Below are 19,590 nucleotides of genomic sequence, written 5' to 3'. Positions count from 1 at the left end.
CCTGAAAGCCGATTTCGCCAACTTTCGGATCTCGCGCTTGTCTGCCTTCAGTGACGGAATACCGTCCTGCTCCCTGGCAAACACATCTTGTCATAAGTAAAATTTTCGTCTCTATAGTCGAGCATGCATACAAAGTCCGCACGATACCGATGAATTCCTTCGTCGTAAGGTGCAGGCTCCCCTTCTTTAGGCCATGTCCTGGTCACCATCTTGGAGCGACATATGTCAGAAGCCCTTAAGATAGGCACACCCAAGGAAATCTTCCCCGGGGAGGCCCGTGTGGCCATGACCCCGGAATCGGCAAAGCAACTGCAGAAGCTGGGCTATAGCTGTCTCATTCAGAGCGGCGCCGGCAAGGCTGCAGGGTTTTCAGACGACGCATACAAGGAGGCAGGCGTCGAGATCGTCAAGACCGCGCCCAGTCTCTGGAAGCAGTCGGACATTGTCGCAAAGGTGCGCCAGCCCGAAGACAAGGAACTGGGTTACCTGACGAAGGTCAAGACGCTGATTTCCTTCTTCAATCCGGGCGGCAACGAAGCCGGGATGGAAGCGGCGAAGGAAAAGGGCGCCAACGTCATCGCCATGGAGATGGTGCCGCGAATCTCGCGCGCGCAGAAGATGGATGCACTGTCTTCGATGGCCAATATCGCCGGATACAGGGCGGTCATCGAGGCCGGCAATAATTTCGGCCGGTTCTTCACCGGCCAGATCACCGCTGCCGGCAAGGTTCCGCCGGCAAAGGTGCTCGTGGTTGGCGCCGGCGTTGCGGGCCTTGCGGCGATCGGCACATCCACGTCGCTCGGTGCGATTACCTACGCGTTCGACGTTCGCCCCGAGGTGGCTGAACAGGTTGAATCCATGGGCGCTGAATTTGTCTATCTCGATTTCGAGGAAGACCAGCAGGACGGGGCGGCAACGGGTGGTTACGCAAGCGTGTCCTCACCGGAGTTCCGGGAAGCGCAGCTGGCAAAATTCCGCGAACTCGCGCCCGACATGGACATTGTCATCACGACGGCGCTCATTCCGAACCGTCCAGCACCGAAGCTGTGGCTTGAAGACATGGTCCAGTCCATGAAGCCGGGTTCGGTGATCATCGATCTTGCCGCGGAGCGCGGCGGCAACGTGGAAGGTACGGTTGCCGACAAGAAGATCGTCACCGACAACGGCGTGACGATTGTCGGTTATACGGACTTCCCGTCCCGGATGGCAGCCCAGTCTTCTACCCTATACGCAACGAACATCCGCCACATGATGACGGATCTGACGCCGGAAAAGGACGGTCAGCTCGTCCACAACATGGAAGATGACGTCATTCGCGGCTCAACGGTGACCCATGGCGGTGAGATCACCTTCCCGCCGCCGCCGCCGAAGGTCCAGGCGATCGCGGCCAAGCCGAAGGAAAAACCGAAGGAGCTGACGCCGGAGGAAAAACGCGCTCAGGAAGTTGCCGCCTTCAAGCAGCAGACCAAACAGCAGGTCACTTTGCTTGCCGTCGGAGGGCTGTTCATGCTTCTCGTCGGGCTCGTGGCGCCGGCCAGCTTCCTGCAGCACTTCATTGTCTTCGTGCTTGCGGTGTTCGTCGGTTTCCAGGTGATCTGGAACGTCAGCCATTCGCTGCACACGCCGCTGATGGCGGTGACCAACGCCATCTCGTCGATCATCATAGTCGGGGCATTGCTGCAGGTCGGTTCGGGATCGTTCCTGATCATCCTGCTTGCGGGGCTTTCCATATTCATGGCCGGGATCAACATTTTCGGCGGTTTCCTCGTCACACGGCGCATGCTCGCCATGTTCCAGAAGTCCTAAGGAGCCCGACCCATGGAATTTGGCTTTACAACTGCCGTCTACGTGGTTGCGGCAATCCTGTTCATTCTCTCGCTCGGCGGCCTGTCAGGTGAAGAGAGTGCAAAACGCGCGGTCTGGTACGGTATTACCGGCATGGCGCTCGCCGTCGTTGCAACGCTCATCGGGCCCGGTTCCGGTCTCTGGCTGCTGTCGGTGATCCTGATCGCAGGCGGTGGTGTCATCGGCTACTACGTCGCCCAGCGGGTCCAGATGACCGAGATGCCTCAGCTTGTTGCAGCAATGCACTCGCTGGTCGGCATTGCCGCCGTGTTTGTCGGTTTCAACGCCTATATCGAACTCGGCCGCGTTCTGGCCATGGGCGATGAAGAGCGCAAGGCGCTCGAAGGGTTTGCTGCCTTGCTGGCGAAGAAGACTTCTGCGGAACAGTCCATCCTGAAGGTCGAGGTTTTCCTCGGCGTCTTCATCGGTGCGGTCACCTTTACCGGCTCGGTCGTGGCCTTCGGCAAGCTGGCCGGCAAGATCACGTCCAAGGCGGAAAAACTGCCCGGTGGACATGCCCTGAATGCCGGTGCGGCGATCCTTTCGTTCATTCTCCTGATCCTGTTCCTGAGCGGTGCCGGTATCTGGACGCTCATCCTGATGACATTGCTGGCGTTCTTCATCGGCTATCACCTGATCATGGGGATCGGCGGCGCGGATATGCCGGTGGTCGTCTCGATGCTAAACAGCTATTCCGGCTGGGCGGCAGCAGCGATCGGCTTCTCGCTCGGCAACGATCTGCTGATCGTCGTCGGCGCGCTTGTCGGTTCATCCGGTGCGATCCTGTCCTACATCATGTGCAAGGCGATGAACCGCTCGTTCATCTCCGTCATTCTCGGCGGCTTCGGCAACACGACCGGACCGGCGATGGAGGTTGAAGGTGAGCAGATCGCCATCGATGCCGACGGTGTTGCAGCTGCCCTTGATGACGCGGACAATGTCATCATCATACCGGGCTACGGCATGGCGGTGGCCCAGGCACAGCAATCGGTCAGCGAACTGACCAAGCGCTTGCGTGCGAAGGGCAAGAACGTGCGGTTTGCGATCCACCCGGTCGCAGGTCGCCTGCCCGGCCACATGAATGTGCTTCTGGCGGAAGCCAAGGTCCCATATGACATCGTTCTGGAAATGGACGAGATCAACGAGGACTTTCCGGAAACCGATGTCGCCATCGTCATCGGTTCCAACGACATCGTCAATCCGGCTGCCCAGGAAGACCCGAACTCGCCGATCGCCGGCATGCCGGTTCTGGAAGTCTGGAAAGCCAAGCAGGTGTTCGTCTCCAAGCGCGGCCAGGGCACCGGTTACTCCGGTATCGAGAACCCGCTGTTCTACAAGGAAAACACACGCATGTATTATGGCGACGCAAAGCAGTCTCTCGACAAACTGCTCACCATGATCGAGTGATTTCCCAAACTCGACTGTAAAAAAGGCCGCTCCGGAACCCCGGAGCGGCTTTTTTTCTGGAATGATTGTATTGACTTAGTGTCGCGTTTCGATGGGGGGAAGAAACGCAATGACTCTTGTGATGTTTGTGCATTTTTTGGCAGGCAGTTACAGAGCCATGATCGCGTTCAGTCCCGAACCAGAAGACACACCGCTACCCGGTTTCAATCCTGATCACCCAACCGCGTTGAAAATGCCGGTCCTGGCCCAGATCCGCCTGACACACCGATGTGGGCACGCTGCAAAATCTTTTTTTGAACCTTTTTCGATCGCCTGAGCACCAACAAGTACTCGCACCTGGCGAGGTCACCATCGCGGTCCTTTGTTGACGTCTGGCGGCAGACCACTGCGTCAGACCGTCGGGACGATTGGTGATTTTTCAAGACAGGAGATTTGCAATGAGCTTCCTTTATTCTTTCCTGAATTTCTTCAAACCCCAATTCATCAACGGGTCTCATCAAAGTGATTATCTCTTTGGAGGATTTGCCTCCGACTTCATTTTTGGCAATGGCGGTAACGACAGTATCTTTGGTCGCTTCGGAAACGATTTTCTTGATGGCGGAAAAGGCAACGACAAAATCTTCGGCGGCTTCGGAAACGACACGGTGTTCGGTGGGCACGGCAATGACAAGATCGACGGAGGCTTTGGAAACGACATCCTTTTCGGGGGCAAGGGCAACGACAAGATCCTTGGCGGCTTCGGCAAGGACACATTGTTCGGAGGTATCGGGAACGACAAACTTATTGGAGGCTTCGGCAACGACACACTGAATGGCGGTGACGGTGAAGACACGTTGCGTGGTGGCAAGGGCAATGACCGTCTTGTCGGCAACAAGGGCAACGATCGGATGTTCGGCGGGTCCGGCGACGACCTACTTCTCTGGAACAACGGTGATGGGTCCGACCTGATGAATGGCGGCAGCGGCTATGACCGCGTCCAGGTCAACTTCAACACCGATCTCGTCAATGACGATCTTCAGAACAAGGACGTTGCCGAATTCTCCGTGACACCGAACGGCGTCCAGTTCGCCCGGGTCGAGTTGAACGACCAGAACGTCAACGGCCTGTTCCGGCTGGATATTCGCAAGACTGAAGTACTGGAAACCAATTTCGGCGGCGGTGACGACACTGCGCAGATCGTCGATACCGTTCTGGATGAGATCAAGCTCGACCTGGATGGTGGCGACGGCATTGACACGCTGGACCTCTCCCGGGCAGCCGAAGGCGTCGAGGTCGATCTTGCCGCCGGAACGCTCGAAGGCTCCAGGGCCGTCAACTTTGAAAACGTTATCGGAACCGAATTCGACGACAGGATAACCGGCGACGATCAGGACAATGTCATATCCGGGCTCGGTGGTGTCGACACGATCCATGGCGGAAAAGGCAACGACATCCTTGTTGCCAACAAAGGCAATGATTTCGTCTTCGGCGAAGAAGGCGACGACCTTCTTGTCTGGAACAACGGCGATGGGTCCGATCTTATGGACGGTGGTGCGGACTATGACCGCGTCCAGGTCAACTTCAACACCGATCTCGTCAATGACGATCTTCAGAACAAGGACGTTGCCGAATTCTCCGTGACACCGAACGGCGTCCAGTTCGCCCGGGTCGAGTTGAACGACCAGAACGTCAACGGCCTGTTCCAGCTGGACATTCGCAAGACTGAAGTACTGGAAACCAATTTCGGCGGCGGTGACGACACCGCACAGATTGTCGATACCGTTCTGGATGAGATCAAGCTCGACCTGGATGGCGGCGACGGCATTGACACGCTGGACCTCTCCCGGGCAGCCGAAGGTGTCGAGGTCGATCTTGCCGCCGGAACGCTGGAAGGCTCCAAGGCCGTCAACTTCGAGAATGTCACCGGAACCGACTTCGACGACACGATCACCGGCAACGATCAGGACAATGTCATACGCAGCGGCTCAGGGTTCGATATCATGTCAGGCGGAGAAGGATCCGACACCTTCCTTTTCACCGCCGACGACACGGGTCTGAAGGTCATCACTGACTTCGACTTCGAAGAAGACCGTTTGCTGTTTGTCACGGACGAGGACTTCAACGCGACTGACCTTGTCGATCAGCTGACCCAAATCGGTGATGATGTGCAACTCGACGTGAACGGCAAGCTCATTACGTTCGAAGGCGCGAGCGTCGACGACTTCGGCACAGACGCGTTTCTTTTCGGATAGAGCTGCTCGATCCCTTTGCTTCGTGTCTCGATCCCGCCGGCTGACCAGCCGGCGGGATTTGCAATTGGCGGTGCAAACTCCCGTCGTGCCGAACATCTGACCGGGAGAAGGTTTCCTCCATCCGGCGCTGCATGACGTGAATAAGGGACACTCGCGTGAATTCGAACGGCGACCACCCTCGCCTCGTCTCAGGCCCATGTTGCGCGCTGCACCGACGCGGCGAGAATCAGATTGTACTTTCGCAAGGCACCGTATTTTGATTGTGACGCGCGTCATAAGCACCGCAGGCGAAACCGGCCATCTTTGGATCAGGTTCCGCGCAGATTTCTGGAACCTCAATTTGAATTCGCACAGGAAACGTCGACGCAACCCTTTGGCCGGGTCTGCGAACGGAACTTTTTTGATTGAGGGTTGGCAGCTGACATGAAACGTCTTGATTCACCGGGCAAAAACAGTTCGAATTCCCTGTATCTGGATGACAAGCATCTGTTGGTAGCCGTGACAAATGGTGACCTTGCTGCCTTCGAGACGATCCACCGCAAACATTTTTCCAAGCTCATGAAATTCGCAACGCGGATCACGGGAAACCACGAAGCGGCCGAAGAGGTCATCAACGACACGTTCATGGTTGTTTGGCGAACGGCCTCGCATTTTCAGGGACGTTCAAAAGCAACGACGTGGATGTTCGGGATTGCCTACAGGCTTGCGATAAAGAAAAAACAGAAACTCGGCCGGTTGAAAAACGACATCTGTCTTGATGAATGCGTGATCCGCGACACCGCAAACACGATGGAAACGGTCCTCTTCCGGCGTGATGTTGACGACGCGCTTGGAAAGTTGAAGCCCGAATTACGGGCTGTCGTCGAGTTAACCTACTTCAGCGGGTACCTCTACTCCGAAATCTCGGAATTGCTCGGATGTCCGGTTGGGACCGTCAAGACGCGCATGATGACGGCAAGACAGCATTTACGCAGACTGCTCTCAGAAGAACCGGCACGCATGCCGGCGCTTGCGGCCGCCTGAAGGACAGACATTGCAAAACAGGTGCATTTCACCTTGCTGCCAGCGTAACTGATCCCTGTTTCGCTTGAGGAAGGTTATGCGCCGAGACGCACTCCCGAACCGTCAAAGTAGTAGCTCTTCCCGTCGGAAATCGCGAGGTCGAGTTCCCTGCCCGGCTCGATGGCATGCTGACCGAACAGACGTGCAGTGACCTGTTGTCCGTTGACCCTGCCAATCACATTGGTGTCGCCGCCCAGTTGTTCGACATGCTCGACCCTCGCTTTGAGTGGACCATTGTCGGAGAGATAAAGATCTTCGGGACGAACACCCAGGGTGCGCTCGTCCCCTTCGCTCAAAAGTCCGGCCGGCAGAAAATTCATGGCAGGAGATCCGAGAAAACCAGCAACAAACTGGTTGACCGGATTGTTGTAGAGCTCCATCGGACTACCGATCTGTTCGACATGTCCATCTCTCAGCACGACAATCTTGTCGGCAAGTGTCATTGCCTCGGACTGGTCGTGGGTCACATAGATCATGGATGCTTCCAGTTGGCGGTGCAGATTGGCAATCTCCAGTCGCGTGTTCATCCTGAGCGCGGCATCCAGGTTCGAAAGCGGTTCGTCGAACAGGAACAGTTTGGGATGGCGAACAATGGCGCGGCCGATGGCCACCCGTTGCCGCTGCCCTCCAGAAAGCTCGGACGGATAGCGATCCAGGTAATCTTCCAAATTCAGCATGCGCGTCGCCTCGGCGATGCGCTGATCGATGACATCCTTTGTCTGCCGCTCCTGTTTCAGCGCCAGCGACATGTTGTTTCTGACATTCAGATGCGGATACAGGGCGTAGCTCTGGAACACCATAGCGATGCCGCGTTTCGAGGGCGGCGTGAAGTTGACATGCTCTCCGCCGATATGAATATCGCCTGATGACACGTCCTCAAGACCTGCGATGACACGCAACAGGGTCGACTTGCCGCAACCGGATGGCCCGACAAAGACAACAAATTCGCCGTCTTCAACCTCAAGATTGACATCTTTCAGAACGTGAACGGCACCGAAGAACTTGTTGACGTTGTGCAGAGTGAGCGCTGTCATTGCGTTGGCTCCTTCAAGATGACGGAATTGCCGGTGCGGACGCTGTGATCGGCGGCCAGGCATATGGCCAGCGACCGGACGGCATCCTGCATGTGCCGGGTGAGATCGATATTTTTGGTGATTGCGCGCAGCATATAGGCTTGCTCCGCGTCGCAGAGTTCCTGGTGACCCGGTTCATCTGGCAGGCTGATGCTGGTGTCGCCGCCCGGACGATGAACCAGCAGACCTCCCACCTTTGTGTGGCCATCCACATCCGCGGAAGCACCCTTGTTGTCTTCCACGATGGAGACGGAGCCGGCGGGAGAAACGACATCTTTCACAAAGAAGGCCGTTTCGGACATCATGGGGCCCCAACCGGCCTCGTACCAGCCGACGGAACCGTCGTCGAAAACAACCTGGAACTGGCCATAATTGTACATGTCCGGTGCAATCTCGTCGGAGAGCCGCAGCCCCATACCGTTGACCTTTACCGGTGTCGCATCGGTGATCTGGCACCAGACATCCACATAGTGCACCCCGCAATCGACGATGGGAGCAGTGGTCTGCATCAAGGCCTTGTGCGTTTCCCACTCGGAGCCGGAGCTCTGCTGATTGAGGTTCATGCGGAAGACATAAGGGCCGCCGAGTGCACGCGCCTCCTCTATCAACCGGACCCAGGACGGGTGGTGACGAAGTATATAGCCGACAACAAGCTTCTTTCTCGTCTCCCTGGCACATTCAACGACACGCCTGGCATCTTCAACGCTGGTCGCCAACGGCTTTTCGACGAAAACATTTGCGCCCGCATACATGGCCGCGACCGCATAGTCGGCATGAGTGTCCGAATATGTGGCAATCACCACCAGATCAGGTGACGTTTTTTCCAACGCAATGTCATAACTGGTAAAAACCGGATAACCCGCCAGTTCATCGTGCTCGACGCGGCCCGACCGATTGACCAGCCCGACAATCTGCGACGCATCGTTGCGATGGTGCGCCAAGGCATGAGAAAGGCCCATATTGCCTAGCCCCGCTATCAAAACCCGGATCATTTGACAGCTCCTGACGTGATGCCCCGGATCAACTGGCGTGAGAAGATCACATAGAGTATGAGGACCGGCAAAATGGCCATGCTGAGTGCGGAAAGCACGGCATTCCAATTGGTCACGAACTGCCCGATGAACACCTGGCTGCCAAGCGTCAGCGTCTTGGTTTCCTCTGCGGGTGCCAGGATCAACGGGAACCACAGGTCGTTCCAGATCGGTATCATGTTGAAGACCGCAACGGTTGCCATCGCCGGGCGGACCAGCGGCAGCACGAGACGGAAGAAAATCGTGTACTCCGACAGTCCGTCAATCCGGCCCGCGTTTTTCAGGTCGTCGGAAACCTGCCGCATGAATTCACTCAATATGAAGACTGCGAGCGGCAGACCCTGCGCCGTGTAAACCAGGATGAGCGCCGTCAACGTGTTGACCAGGCCAGTTGCGACCATCATTTCCAGAATTGCAACCGTCCCGATCCGGATCGGGATCATGATCCCGAGCGCCAGGTAGAGCCCAAGCAGAAGGTTGCCCTTGAAACGGTATTCGCTGAGCGCGAACGCTGCCATGGCGCCAAACAGCAGAATGAAGAACAGCGACGCGACCGTGACGATCATCGAGTTCTGGAAATAGAGGAAAAAATCCCCCTGTTTCATCACTGTCTGATAGCCGATCATTGAAAAACTGTCGGCATCTGGCAGGCCCAATGGCTCGCGGAAGATTGCCTTGCGTGTCTTGAAGCTGTTGATCAGGATCACGAAAACCGGGAACAGTGCGATCAGCGTGTAGAGGATCAACGCACCGTGCATGGCGGCAGTGTTGAACGGATTTGTACGTGCCTTGTTCATCTTGCGCCCCTTACAGCTGATACCTGCGCATCCGTGTCTGGATGCCGAAAAGGTAGATGCAGACACCGATCAGAATGATCGCGAACATGGCGCTTGCAATCGCCGAGCCCATGTAAGGATCGCCCAACTGAAGCTGGAAGCCGAAGAAGGTGCGGTACATGAATGTCCCGAGAATGTCGGTTGAGAAATCCGGCCCTGCCAAAGCACCCTGTGCGGTGTAAATCAGGTCAAAAGCATTGAAATTGCCAACGAAAGTGAGGATCGAGATGATGCCGATAGAGGGTAGAATCAGCGGTAGCTTGATTTTCCAGAAAGCCGACATGCCGGTAATGCCGTCAATCTCTCCCGCCTCGAGCACCTCCTCCGGAATGGACAGCAGCGCCGCATAGATCAGCATCATCGGGATTCCAACGAATTGCCAGACCGAGATCAGCGACAGGGCCGTAAGCGCATACTCCTCCTTGCCGAGCCAGGGAGCGTAGAGCGATTTCAAGCCGACAGCATCCAGCATCGAGGGCGCAATGCCCCAGATCGGTGACAGGATCAGTTTCCAGGCGAAACCGACGATCACGAAGGACAGGATGGTCGGGATGAAAATGGCCGAGCGGTAAAATGCAGCGAAGCGTAACCTCGGATGGCTCAATATGGCGGCCAGAGCAATGCCGATCGGATTCTGGACCAGCATATGGACCAGGAAGAACCAGAAATTGTTTCCCAGAGCATTCCAGAACTGATCTGACCAGATCGGGTCGCCGAACAATGTCGTAAAATTCTGCAGTCCGACAAATACCCGCTCCTGATCGATCTTGCTGTAGAGGGCAAGCCGCAACGTGTTGAAAAGCGGAAATATCATGACTGCCGTGTAGACAATGACCGCCGGGGTCAGGAACACGACGACGTGCCAACGTATGCGAGGCTTGCTCATCAGAAGCTCCGGTCAATGGGTCCCGAACAAGGCGCACCTTGTTCGGGAATATGTTTTGAAGGCAGATTACTTGTGCGGCTCGTACCAGGTGGCCAGGCCGTCCTGCAGTTTCTTGCCGAGCGCTTCGGGAGTTTCCGCACCCTTTATGGCTGCAACAGAGGCGCCCCAGGTCTCGTTTTCCAGGTTCGGCGTTCCGCGCGACAGGATCTGATATGTGGATCGGATCGTGCTTTCACACTCTTCGCGCCAACCGACGAATTCCTTGGCAAGGGGATCTTCAAGCTCAACCGGAGTTTTCGAGAGCGGGAAGAAGCCCGGAAGCGCATTGCCGAAAATCGACGCAAATTCCGGCGAAGCGACCCATGCCAGGAAGGTCTTGGCGGCTTCCGGATGATCTGTCGCAGCGTTCATGCCAATGCCGATATCCGTGTGATCGGAAATGTAGCACGTGTCGCCCGCGCTCTGGACCGGCGCTTTGAAGGCACCCATTTCAAAATCTGCCTGCGCGTTAAAGCCGGAGATCTCCCAGCTGCCCGCCGGGTAGACCGCTGCACGGCCAAGCGTGAAGAGGTTCTGGCTATCCGGATAGGTCTGCGCCTCATAGCCGTCACCGAGATACGGGCCCCATTTCGCCAACGTCTCGTAGGGTGCCACCCATTGCGGGTCGGTAAGTTTCTGCTCACCCTTGATCAGGGCGTTACGACCTTCCTCACCCTTCCAGTAGTTCGGACCAATGTTGTTGTAGCCCATGGTGGCGGCTTCCCACTGGTCGTTGGTTCCCATCGCCATCGGAATGTAGTTGCCGTCTTCCTTGATTTTTTCAAGAACGGCAAAGAACTCTTCTTCGGTCGCGGGCACGGAAAGGCCAAGTTCGTTGAACGCATCCTTGTTGTAGATGAAGCCGTGAATCACGGATGCCATCGGAACGCAGAAACTGGCCGATCCGTCATCGCTCTGCCATGCAGACTTGGCGACGTCGGAAAAGTTGCTCATCGCCTCCATGTCAGCGAGGTCAACCAGGTGACCGGCGTCAAAAAGTGCAAGTGAGGCATCGAATGGGCGGCAGGTAATCAAGTCGCCGGCGGAACCAGCATCCAGCTTGGAATTCAGGACGGCATTATATTCTGTCGGAGCAGAAGGCGTGAACTTCACCTTGATACCCGGATGAGACGCTTCAAAGGCCGGAATGATTTTTTCCTGCCAGAGGGTCAGGTCGTCGTTCCGCCAGCTTTCGATCGTCAACGTGACGTCTTCCGCATAGGCACTGCTTGTAATCAGAGCTGTGCTGACCATTGCCAAGGATAAAAACTTACGTGTCATTGCGCTGTTCCCTGTTTTCACTCGGTTTGTGTTGTTATCCATTAAATACAGCCTGACGAGGCGCGTCCCCATGCTGAATGACTGCGCGCCAACAAACGCCCTGACCGGTGCAATGCCTGACAATTCATTGGCACGTGGCCGGACGCTTCCCGTCAGCCTTTCAAAATATAATACCTATTTAATACCATTTGTCGACTATTAAGTTTCATAAAGAGAAATTCAAGGGATTTTGCGGGTTGAAAAGGCTTAATCAAGGTGATTTAGTGGCATTGTCACCTCTCTTTCGAACCAAAGGCATTGTAAAGGTATTACACTGTTAAGCGTTCGTTAAGAGTGGGAAAGACGGCTCACTTGAACCGCATTTCAGTTGACACGGCCTGCGGTTTGACAACCGCTTCCCCTCTTCGACGGAGCTTCAATGAACTTCCTGGTCTTCCTTGGTTCGGAAAGAGACAGTACGCCACCGCGCCCGGCTCGCCTGGGAGAACGTGTAGCGGCCGCATGTGCAAAGAGGCTTACCGCCAACAATGTCGAGCACAAAATTGTCGACCCCCTCGAGATCAACCTGCCGACTCCGTTCAAGCCACATTTTTCCTACGCTCGGGGCAAGGCACCGCCTGCACTTGAAGATCTTGCGGAGCAAATCTCCTCAGCCGACGGCTATGTTATGGTAAGCCCGGAATACAATCATTCAATGTCACCTGCGCTTGCCCACCTGCTCAACCATTTCGGCAGTTCGCTCTTCTCCTATAAACCGAGCGCCATCGTAACGTACTCCGCCGGGCAATGGGGCGGTGCCAGGGCAGCCGTCAACATGCGCACATTCCTTTCTGAAATCGGATGCCTTCCTGTGTCGGCGATGATCCATATTCCGAAAGCCCAGGAAGTCTTCGACGAATCGGGTCTGTATCTTGCCGGTGTCGACCCGGAACAATGGGATGGGTATCTGGATCGCACATTGAAGCAACTGTTGTGGTGGGCTGAAGCTGCCAACTTTCAAAAAATGTCAGGCACGACCGACGTACCTGGAGCGTTTACCCGGACACCCACCCAAAGAAATGCACCTGACTGACCTCGCTCGATCAGGTTCCAGCAAAACTGCCGAATGTCAGACCAACCGAAATGCCAGGCCCTTGCCTTTACACGGGAATTGAGAATTTCAACACCGCTTTCCACTTAAAGTTTCGCTTTCGAAAATTGCCATCAAGACACGTTCAATGTGCGAATATCACCTGAATTTTATCGCTTTTCCGCAGCCCACTCTTTTCAAAACCCAATCGAAGCAATACTCTGTTAACCTAATCTGCCCTATCGGGGAGCGTGTTTTTCACGCTGGCAACCGAGGTTTTTTGATTATGTTTTTGCTAATTGGTGCCGGACTGTTTTTGTATTTTTGTGTGGCTCTGGCGATTTTTGCACTCAGCGCATTGGAGCTTAGTGAAACCGGTCGCGGCAGTGCAGCATCGATTTGTGCCGCATTATTCGCAGCCATCTTTTGGCCTATTACAATTTCAGTCATGTCGACCCTGGTGATTTTGACCAAGGTTCGTCATAGCTGACATCGAATGACGTGCCATCCCAAAAAAGTGATCGCGGCCAGGTGCCAACTGTCAGCGCCAACCATCACCCGCTATGTGGAACATCCATTGATCCCTGTGCGGCGGTCCCGGCCAAGGCACCCTACAGTCGGCTGATCTGAAAAGCGGAATCGTTTTCGAGCGCTTCACCGCTGCTTGGAACCTGAACGAATCATATCTGGATTTATCGCGGAATTCCCGCATTCCCAAGCCGATTTCCCCGCTGACGCCAATTGTCATGATCAGCCGCAGATCAACGAATTCGACGCTTATAAAAGCCGTCTGATTCCTTCTCGGTCAGCACAGTCGAAATTCTTTTTTATTGCACTGGCTAACGCATACATAATTCTGACAATGCCGGGTTTTTGCGGTTTTGAAGCAGACGCGACATTCAAAGTTGCCTAAAATTTGATGGATTTGCCTCCAAATGCTTCAATTTTCTGAAAAAATCCGTTTGACTTTGACGCGGGTTTTTGGTTTAAATTCTGTTAATGCGGTATATGAGGTTTGCTGCGCTGCAGCGTAAATACACATTATTGTAGTGAGAGGGTTATCTCTAATGAAACTATTTCAAGCTCTAAAAACGGCGGCAATTGCAGCTGGTATGGGCATCGCGATGCTCGGTGTTGCAACTGCAGCGCCGATCAGTGGCGCGATCTCGATCTCTGGTCCAATCGTCAACCCGACCGACACCACCGGTGTTGACTTCGCTGGTTCGGGTTTTGTGAACGGTGGCAGCGGCGACTTCGCCGGTATTGCTGCTGGTACACTGGTCAACCTGTTTGACATCTCCTTTGCTGCGCTTCCGGGCACAGTGTGGAACGTCAGCGGTTTCTCGTTCACCATCAACTCCTTGACTTCTGCAGTTACGACCAATGCACAGGGCGGTATCAGCTTCAATGCATTCGGTACACTTGCAGGCGCTGGCTTTGATGACACCGATGGAAACTTTGTCTTCAACGGTTCAAGCATCGGTGGCGTTGCTAACTTCTCATCCGTAACTTCAGTTGTTCCGCTTCCGGCTTCTATTCTTCTGCTCGGCGGCGCACTGGTTGGAATGGGTGCAGCAGCACGTCGTCGCAAGAACGCGGCAGCTTGATGTGATATGAACTAAGGTCTGGTTCGAAAGCATCTGAACTAGAACCGGACTGAAGTTGAAAATTTGAATTGGGGGATCGTTCCAATATTGGGTGATCCCCCTCTTCGTTTTTATGAACGCATCTTCGTGTTCGCGAGACTGCTGTCGGTCTCACAGGTTGAATTTCAGTTCTTCAATTTCTTTAACCTTGAGTCGAATTTTACAAATTGGTTACTCGAACTTTAATGTACATAGCCCTATCTTGTGGGAAATAAATTTATTGGAATTTTGCAGGAGTTGGTGTGATGCCCCTGGCGCCTCTGTTTAAGCAGGTAGTCACTTATTTTGCGCTCTCGCTGGGAGTATTGTTTCTAGTCGGTTGCAGTTCGTCTGAGGAACGGGCCGAAAACCATTACAAACGTGGTCTGGAGCTTGTCGAAGAAGGCGAACTGACGAAGGCAAGCCTGGAATTTAGGAACGCGCTCAAGCTGAATTCTGATCATGTTGACGCGCTGTTTGCCTTCGGAGAAATCCAGGAGCGTCAGCGCGAAATTCAGGCCGCCTACAGGGTTTACACCGCAGTCGCCGAGCAGGACCCGAATCACATTCCGGTTCGCCTGAAACTCACCTACATGCTTCTGAGTGCAAATCAGACCGAGCAGGCGCGAAAATTTCTGGATGAAGCCCTGGCGCTTGATGCCGAAGCACCAGAAATCAAGGTTGCCAAAGCGACATACGAGCTCAAATCGGGAAATCATGACGCGGCTGAACAGATCGCCAAGGAGGTTCTCAAAGCAGAACCCGGGTCAAAGGAAGCGTTGGTCGTTCTTGCCTCGTCGCGCATTGCAGCGGAAGACCCTGCCGGAGCTTTGGAATATCTCGACAGTGCATCGGAAGAAGGTAAAGACGATATCGGGTTTCAAGTCTTGCGACTTTCCGTTCTGGAAACACTGGGCGATGACGCGAGGATCGATGAATCGTTTGCTGATCTCGTTGAGCGCTTTCCCGACACACCACAATTCAATCAAACGTGGACCCAGTGGCACCTCAGCAAGGGACGCACTGACAAAGCCGAAGAGATCATTCGTCGATACGCGGCAGATCGCTCGGACGATGATGTCGCTCAACTCAACCTCGTCTCCTTCCTGATATCGCGAAGAGGGAACGACGTCGCACAAACCGAGCTCGAGACCATCATCAAGACCCGTCAAGAAGCGGGCGGTGACGCGTTTCCGTTCAAAGTTGCGCTTGGTCAAATGCATTTCGTTCTGGACAAACAGGACGAGGCCATAGATCTCATGCGGACCGTGCTGTCGGAGACCGACGACGCGGAACAGAAGAACCAGGCGCGGATTGTTCTTGCAACGATGCTGATCCAGAACGGGAACTATGCCCGTGCGGATGAACTGGTAAATGAAGTTATTGAAGAAGATGACAAAAACGTCGAAGCTCTGCGGCTCAGGGCCACAATCAAGCTGTCAAACAACGACAGTGCAGGCGCCGTGGACGATATTCTTCTTTCATTGAATGAAGCACCAAACGACGCAAGACTGCGCGTAATGCTGGCAGGTGCCTATGAGCGCAATGGTTCAACCATATTGGCGGAGGAGCAATACGCCAAAGCGCTGGTGCTTGACAACAATTCACCGGAAGCTGGCCTGCCAATGGTTCAGTTCCTTTTCCGGCACGGCAAGGCGGAACAGGCAGAGCGCGTACTTGAGTCCATCCGCGAACGTCATCCCACCAACCGCCAGGTGCTCAACCTTGTTGCCCAACAGCGGCTGGCAAGACAGGACTGGGTTGGCGCACAGGAAATTGCGGATATCCTGAGAAACACCGATGAAAGCGATAATTCGGCATTCGCTGATCGCATTACCGCGGCGGCCCTCGGTGGCCAGGACAAGCATGACGAAAGCCTCGATCTGCTCAAGAATTCCATGACCACGCCTGAAGATGAGGCAAGGCTGTTGCCTGACCTTGTCCGTGCTTATGTCCAGGCTGGAAAACAGGGCGTAGCCATTGATCATTTGAACTCCGTGCTTGCCAAGGAACCCGACAATGTTCTGGCGCAGGTCCTGCTTGGTTCTGTTGTTTTGTCTGAAGGTCGAACAGAAGAAGCAGAGGAAAGATTAAAGTCCGCGGCTGCGATCGAAGGTAGCGTTCTGGGCAACACGTCTCTGGCGCAATTCTACTTTGCGACCGGCAAGCTGGAAGAGGCTGACGCAGCTATCAGAAGCGGGTTGGCAAAAGACGAGAACAACACCGCGTTGCGCCTGATGTTGACCTCCGTTTTGCAACAGACCGAAAAATTTGACGAAGCGATCGAGGAATACGAAAAGCTGTTCAAGGCGGATCCCGATTCAACCATTGTTGCCAACGATCTTGCGAGTCTTCTTTCCGAACGGCGTGGAGATGAGGCATCTCTGGAACGCGCCTTTGAGATCGCACAAAGGTTTCGTACCTCTGAAGTCCCTCACTATGTAGATACCCTGGGCTGGATTTACTATCTGAGAGGAGAGTACTCATCCGCTCTGCCGCTTCTGCGAAATGCTGCGGAAAAACTCCCCAACCTGGGCCTGGCGCAGTTTCACTATGGAATGACGCTTGCGGCATTGAACCAGAAGGAGCAGGCGATCACTTCGCTGGAGAAGTCACTGGATCTTAAGACACTTATGACAGAAAAAGACTTTGAATTAGCCCGCTCTACAGTGGAAAGACTGAAAAGTCCGGAACCGCAAACAAAGTCCAACTGAGTTGGCGAATTTGCTTAACCGGTAATCACTCAGGCACAAACGGTTTGAATTGATGGAACAGAGTTTTGAACTTGGAATGATATGGGCGATTGTCAAGCGCCGCTATCTCTACTTCGTTGTACCGTTTGTCCTGGTGTTTGCCATCGTTGTTGTGGTCGCCTACGCCCTGCCCCGCAGCTACGAAGCCAAAGCGACGATCCTTATTGAATCTCAGCGAATTCCCAGCGAGCTGGCCTCCACCACAATCACAGCCAGCCCGAGTGAACGGATCAAGGTGATCGAACAGCGTTTGTTTGCTCGTGACAATCTGCTGAGCATCGCAAGCAAGTTCTCGTTGTACAACTCGGAAGGCCGAAGAGACAATTCACCATCCGAAATCGTCGATTTCATGCGGGATGCGATCGAAATAAAGCAAATCGGCGTCGCAACATCGCGCAGGAATACTCAGGTCATTGGCTTTGATGTCACGTTCCTTTATACAAACGCGACATTGGCTGCACGTGTCACAAACGAGTTGGTGACGTCGATCCTCTCGCAAAATCTCGAAACCCGTCTGAGCCGCGCTGCTGAGACAAGTGATTTCTTTCAGCAACAACTGAGCAATCTTGAAAAGAAACTGCTGGCAGTCGAAAACCAGATCGCCGCTTACAAAAGAGATAACGAGACAGCGTTGCCGGACACTCTTGCCATCCGGCGCGAAAAACTGACGGAGATATCCGCCAATATTGACGCGATAGGCCGGCAGATCACGCTCTCGGAACAAGCTGAAAACGGCGCCGGATCAACGGGCGGCGCGGAAGCGCAACAACTTGCCTTCCGTCTTCAATCCCAGGAACTGAACTACGATGCGTTCGTGGAACGGCGCGAATTGCTGGCACCGCTTCTGGAAAAAGGGTTCGTCTCGCAGAGAACCATGGATGATCTGGACAGGCAGATTGCGCAAGCCGAAATTGAAATCGCGGCCGTGAAGTCCCAGATGGCTCAGCAGGGCTTTACCGCTGATCCCGACACCAGGCTCAAATTGCTACAATCGCAAAAGGTCGAATTCGAGCGAAGGGCCGACGACCTTCGAAAGAGCATTTCCAGAACGCCTTCTGTGGAAGTCGAACTGGCTGCAATGGTGCGGGAGTATGAAAACCTGCGGGCGGAATATACCCAAACCAAAGCAAAACTCACGGATGCAGAGATCGGCGAAAAGCTTGAGCAGGACAGGCAGGCTGAACGTTTCGAAGTCCTCGAGCAGGCCACAACACCGGAAGAGCCAACAAAGCCGAACCGTATTCAGATTGTCGCAGCCGGTGGAGCCGGTGCAATGGCGCTAGGCGCGGGACTGGTTCTTCTGCTTGAGTTTCTCGACAAGAGCGTTCGAACCGCAAGTGATCTGGAGAGACGGCTTCAATTGCGTCCAATCGCCGTCATTCCCTATGTCACGACCCGACGAGAACGGATTCGTCGTGTCGCAAATCGCGTTTTAGCAGTTTGCATCTTGTTGACTGTCGTCGTCGGAGCCCTGGCAGCGGCCCATCTTTTCATTACCCCCCTCGATATTTATGCCGAGCGCATGTGGCAAAAGGTTCAACCTTTGCTGCCGATTTCGTTGCTGTCGTAAGTTTCGTCCAGGTCTCGATGTTTGGAGAAAATGAGTGGAACACATCAAGAGTGCACTAAAAAAGGCCGGCGTTCTGGACGAAAATATCGAGTCGGTTGCCCCTGCGCGCGCACCGGAACGCAGGATGCCCGTCAAGGAATTCGAGGCGACCGAACAACCGGAACCTTTTACACTGCGTCAGGTTGAAATAGACCAGAAGCACCTTGAGAAAACGCGGATCGTGTCAAAGTCCATGGACGATCCCAACCACATCGCCTTCAACCTGCTTCGCACGAGAGTGCGCAAGGCAATGTCCGACAACAAGTGGAATTCCCTTGCGATCACATCGCCTACAGCCGGTTGTGGCAAGACCATGGTTACCTTGAACCTGGCGTTCAGTCTTTCCCGAAATCCGGGGCTCAGGACAGTTGTCGTCGACCTGGATCTCAAGAGACCGTCGGTTGCGCCTACACTCAAGGTCGAACCGGATCGATCTATTGCCCAGTATCTTTTGGGAAAGGCAGAAGCCAAAGACTGTTTCGTACAGGTGGATCCAAACCTGGTTCTGGGTCTCAACAGCGGCCATACGCCCGCCTCGTCCGAGTTGCTTCAAGCTCCCAAAATGCTGGAACTGTTTGAATTTATTGAAACCAAACTCCAGCCTGAAGTCATCCTGTTCGATCTCCCTCCCATGCAGAGCAGTGATGATGCGCTGGGGTTTCTCCCCCGAGTGGACACTTCCCTGCTTGTTGTGGCGGCAGGAACGACAACAACTGCCGAAGTTGACGAGTGTGAATTGCAGATAAGCGAACTCGACAAACTTCTCGGCATCGTCCTGAACAAGTGCGAAAGCGCTAAGAGTGAAGAATATTATTATTAGAGCAAGTGTCATTTTTGAGTTTC

Annotated in this window: 15 protein-coding genes; 10 read left to right on the top strand and 5 right to left on the bottom strand. The window is 54.4% G+C overall.

All coding sequences use genetic code 11. The annotated features are described in order from the left end of the window. Positions 1-222: 222 nt before the first annotated feature. The 4 genes from LA5095_RS05025 to LA5095_RS05000 all read left to right on the top strand — a co-directional run bounded on the left by LA5095_RS05025 (position 223) and on the right by LA5095_RS05000 (position 6,506). Positions 223-1,806 carry a Re/Si-specific NAD(P)(+) transhydrogenase subunit alpha gene (locus LA5095_RS05025; protein WP_055112436.1) on the top strand — a complete coding sequence of 528 codons (1,584 nt, stop codon included), beginning with the start codon at positions 223-225 and terminating at the stop codon, positions 1,804-1,806. 12 nt (positions 1,807-1,818) lie between these two features. After that, positions 1,819-3,252 carry an NAD(P)(+) transhydrogenase (Re/Si-specific) subunit beta gene (locus LA5095_RS05020; protein ID WP_055112434.1) on the top strand — a complete coding sequence of 478 codons (1,434 nt, stop codon included), beginning with the start codon at positions 1,819-1,821 and terminating at the stop codon, positions 3,250-3,252. A 437-nt stretch (positions 3,253-3,689) separates the two neighbouring features. Next, positions 3,690-5,483, top strand: a complete 1,794-nt coding sequence (locus tag LA5095_RS05010) for a calcium-binding protein (protein ID WP_082442779.1) — start codon at positions 3,690-3,692, stop codon at positions 5,481-5,483. A gap of 423 nt (positions 5,484-5,906) precedes the next feature. Continuing rightward, positions 5,907-6,506, top strand: a complete 600-nt coding sequence (locus LA5095_RS05000) for an RNA polymerase sigma factor (protein WP_055112428.1) — start codon at positions 5,907-5,909, stop codon at positions 6,504-6,506. 74 nt (positions 6,507-6,580) lie between these two features. Here the strand turns inward: LA5095_RS05000 and LA5095_RS04995 are convergent, their stop codons facing one another. From LA5095_RS04995 to LA5095_RS04975, 5 genes are all read right to left on the bottom strand, one after another. After that, positions 6,581-7,579: an ABC transporter ATP-binding protein gene (locus LA5095_RS04995; RefSeq protein WP_055112426.1), complete on the bottom strand. Its 999-nt coding sequence runs from the start codon at positions 7,577-7,579 to the stop codon at positions 6,581-6,583. After that, positions 7,576-8,610 carry a Gfo/Idh/MocA family protein gene (locus LA5095_RS04990; RefSeq protein ID WP_082442778.1) on the bottom strand — a complete coding sequence of 345 codons (1,035 nt, stop codon included), beginning with the start codon at positions 8,608-8,610 and terminating at the stop codon, positions 7,576-7,578. Before LA5095_RS04990 ends, LA5095_RS04995 begins: the two co-directional genes overlap by 4 nt. After that, positions 8,607-9,446: a carbohydrate ABC transporter permease gene (locus LA5095_RS04985; RefSeq protein WP_055112424.1), complete on the bottom strand. Its 840-nt coding sequence runs from the start codon at positions 9,444-9,446 to the stop codon at positions 8,607-8,609. The genes LA5095_RS04990 and LA5095_RS04985 overlap by 4 nt, the downstream gene beginning before the upstream one ends. A 10-nt stretch (positions 9,447-9,456) precedes the next feature. Continuing rightward, entirely contained in the window at positions 9,457-10,371 is a 915-nt protein-coding gene (locus tag LA5095_RS04980; RefSeq protein WP_055112422.1) for a carbohydrate ABC transporter permease, read from the bottom strand. Between the two features lie 66 nt (positions 10,372-10,437). Further along, positions 10,438-11,691: an ABC transporter substrate-binding protein gene (locus LA5095_RS04975; RefSeq protein WP_055112804.1), complete on the bottom strand. Its 1,254-nt coding sequence runs from the start codon at positions 11,689-11,691 to the stop codon at positions 10,438-10,440. A 418-nt stretch (positions 11,692-12,109) separates the two neighbouring features. On the opposite strand from LA5095_RS04975, the gene LA5095_RS04970 reads away from it, so the two are divergent. The 6 genes from LA5095_RS04970 to LA5095_RS04940 all read left to right on the top strand — a co-directional run bounded on the left by LA5095_RS04970 (position 12,110) and on the right by LA5095_RS04940 (position 19,567). Continuing rightward, complete coding sequence (locus LA5095_RS04970) at positions 12,110-12,763, top strand: NADPH-dependent FMN reductase (RefSeq protein WP_055112420.1); 654 nt, start codon at positions 12,110-12,112, stop codon at positions 12,761-12,763. Positions 12,764-12,908: 145 nt separating this feature from the next. Further along, positions 12,909-13,250, top strand: a complete 342-nt coding sequence (locus LA5095_RS04965) for a hypothetical protein (protein ID WP_055112418.1) — start codon at positions 12,909-12,911, stop codon at positions 13,248-13,250. Between the two features lie 577 nt (positions 13,251-13,827). After that, positions 13,828-14,367, top strand: a complete 540-nt coding sequence (locus tag LA5095_RS04955; protein ID WP_082442777.1) for a VPLPA-CTERM sorting domain-containing protein — start codon at positions 13,828-13,830, stop codon at positions 14,365-14,367. A gap of 284 nt (positions 14,368-14,651) precedes the next feature. Beyond that, complete coding sequence (locus tag LA5095_RS04950; protein ID WP_055112411.1) at positions 14,652-17,099, top strand: tetratricopeptide repeat protein; 2,448 nt, start codon at positions 14,652-14,654, stop codon at positions 17,097-17,099. Positions 17,100-17,151: 52 nt separating this feature from the next. Next, positions 17,152-18,708, top strand: coding sequence for a GumC family protein (locus LA5095_RS04945; RefSeq protein ID WP_055112410.1), 1,557 nt, complete (start codon positions 17,152-17,154; stop codon positions 18,706-18,708). A gap of 34 nt (positions 18,709-18,742) precedes the next feature. After that, positions 18,743-19,567, top strand: coding sequence for a CpsD/CapB family tyrosine-protein kinase (locus LA5095_RS04940; RefSeq protein WP_055112408.1), 825 nt, complete (start codon positions 18,743-18,745; stop codon positions 19,565-19,567). Positions 19,568-19,590 lie beyond the last annotated feature (23 nt).

The sequence above is a fragment of the Roseibium album genome, assembly GCF_001404515.1.
In the GTDB taxonomy this organism is placed as follows: Bacteria; Pseudomonadota; Alphaproteobacteria; order Rhizobiales; family Stappiaceae; genus Roseibium; species Roseibium album.
Note: the sequence above shows the minus strand (reverse complement) of the source record. Positions and strands in the feature narration are given on the sequence as shown.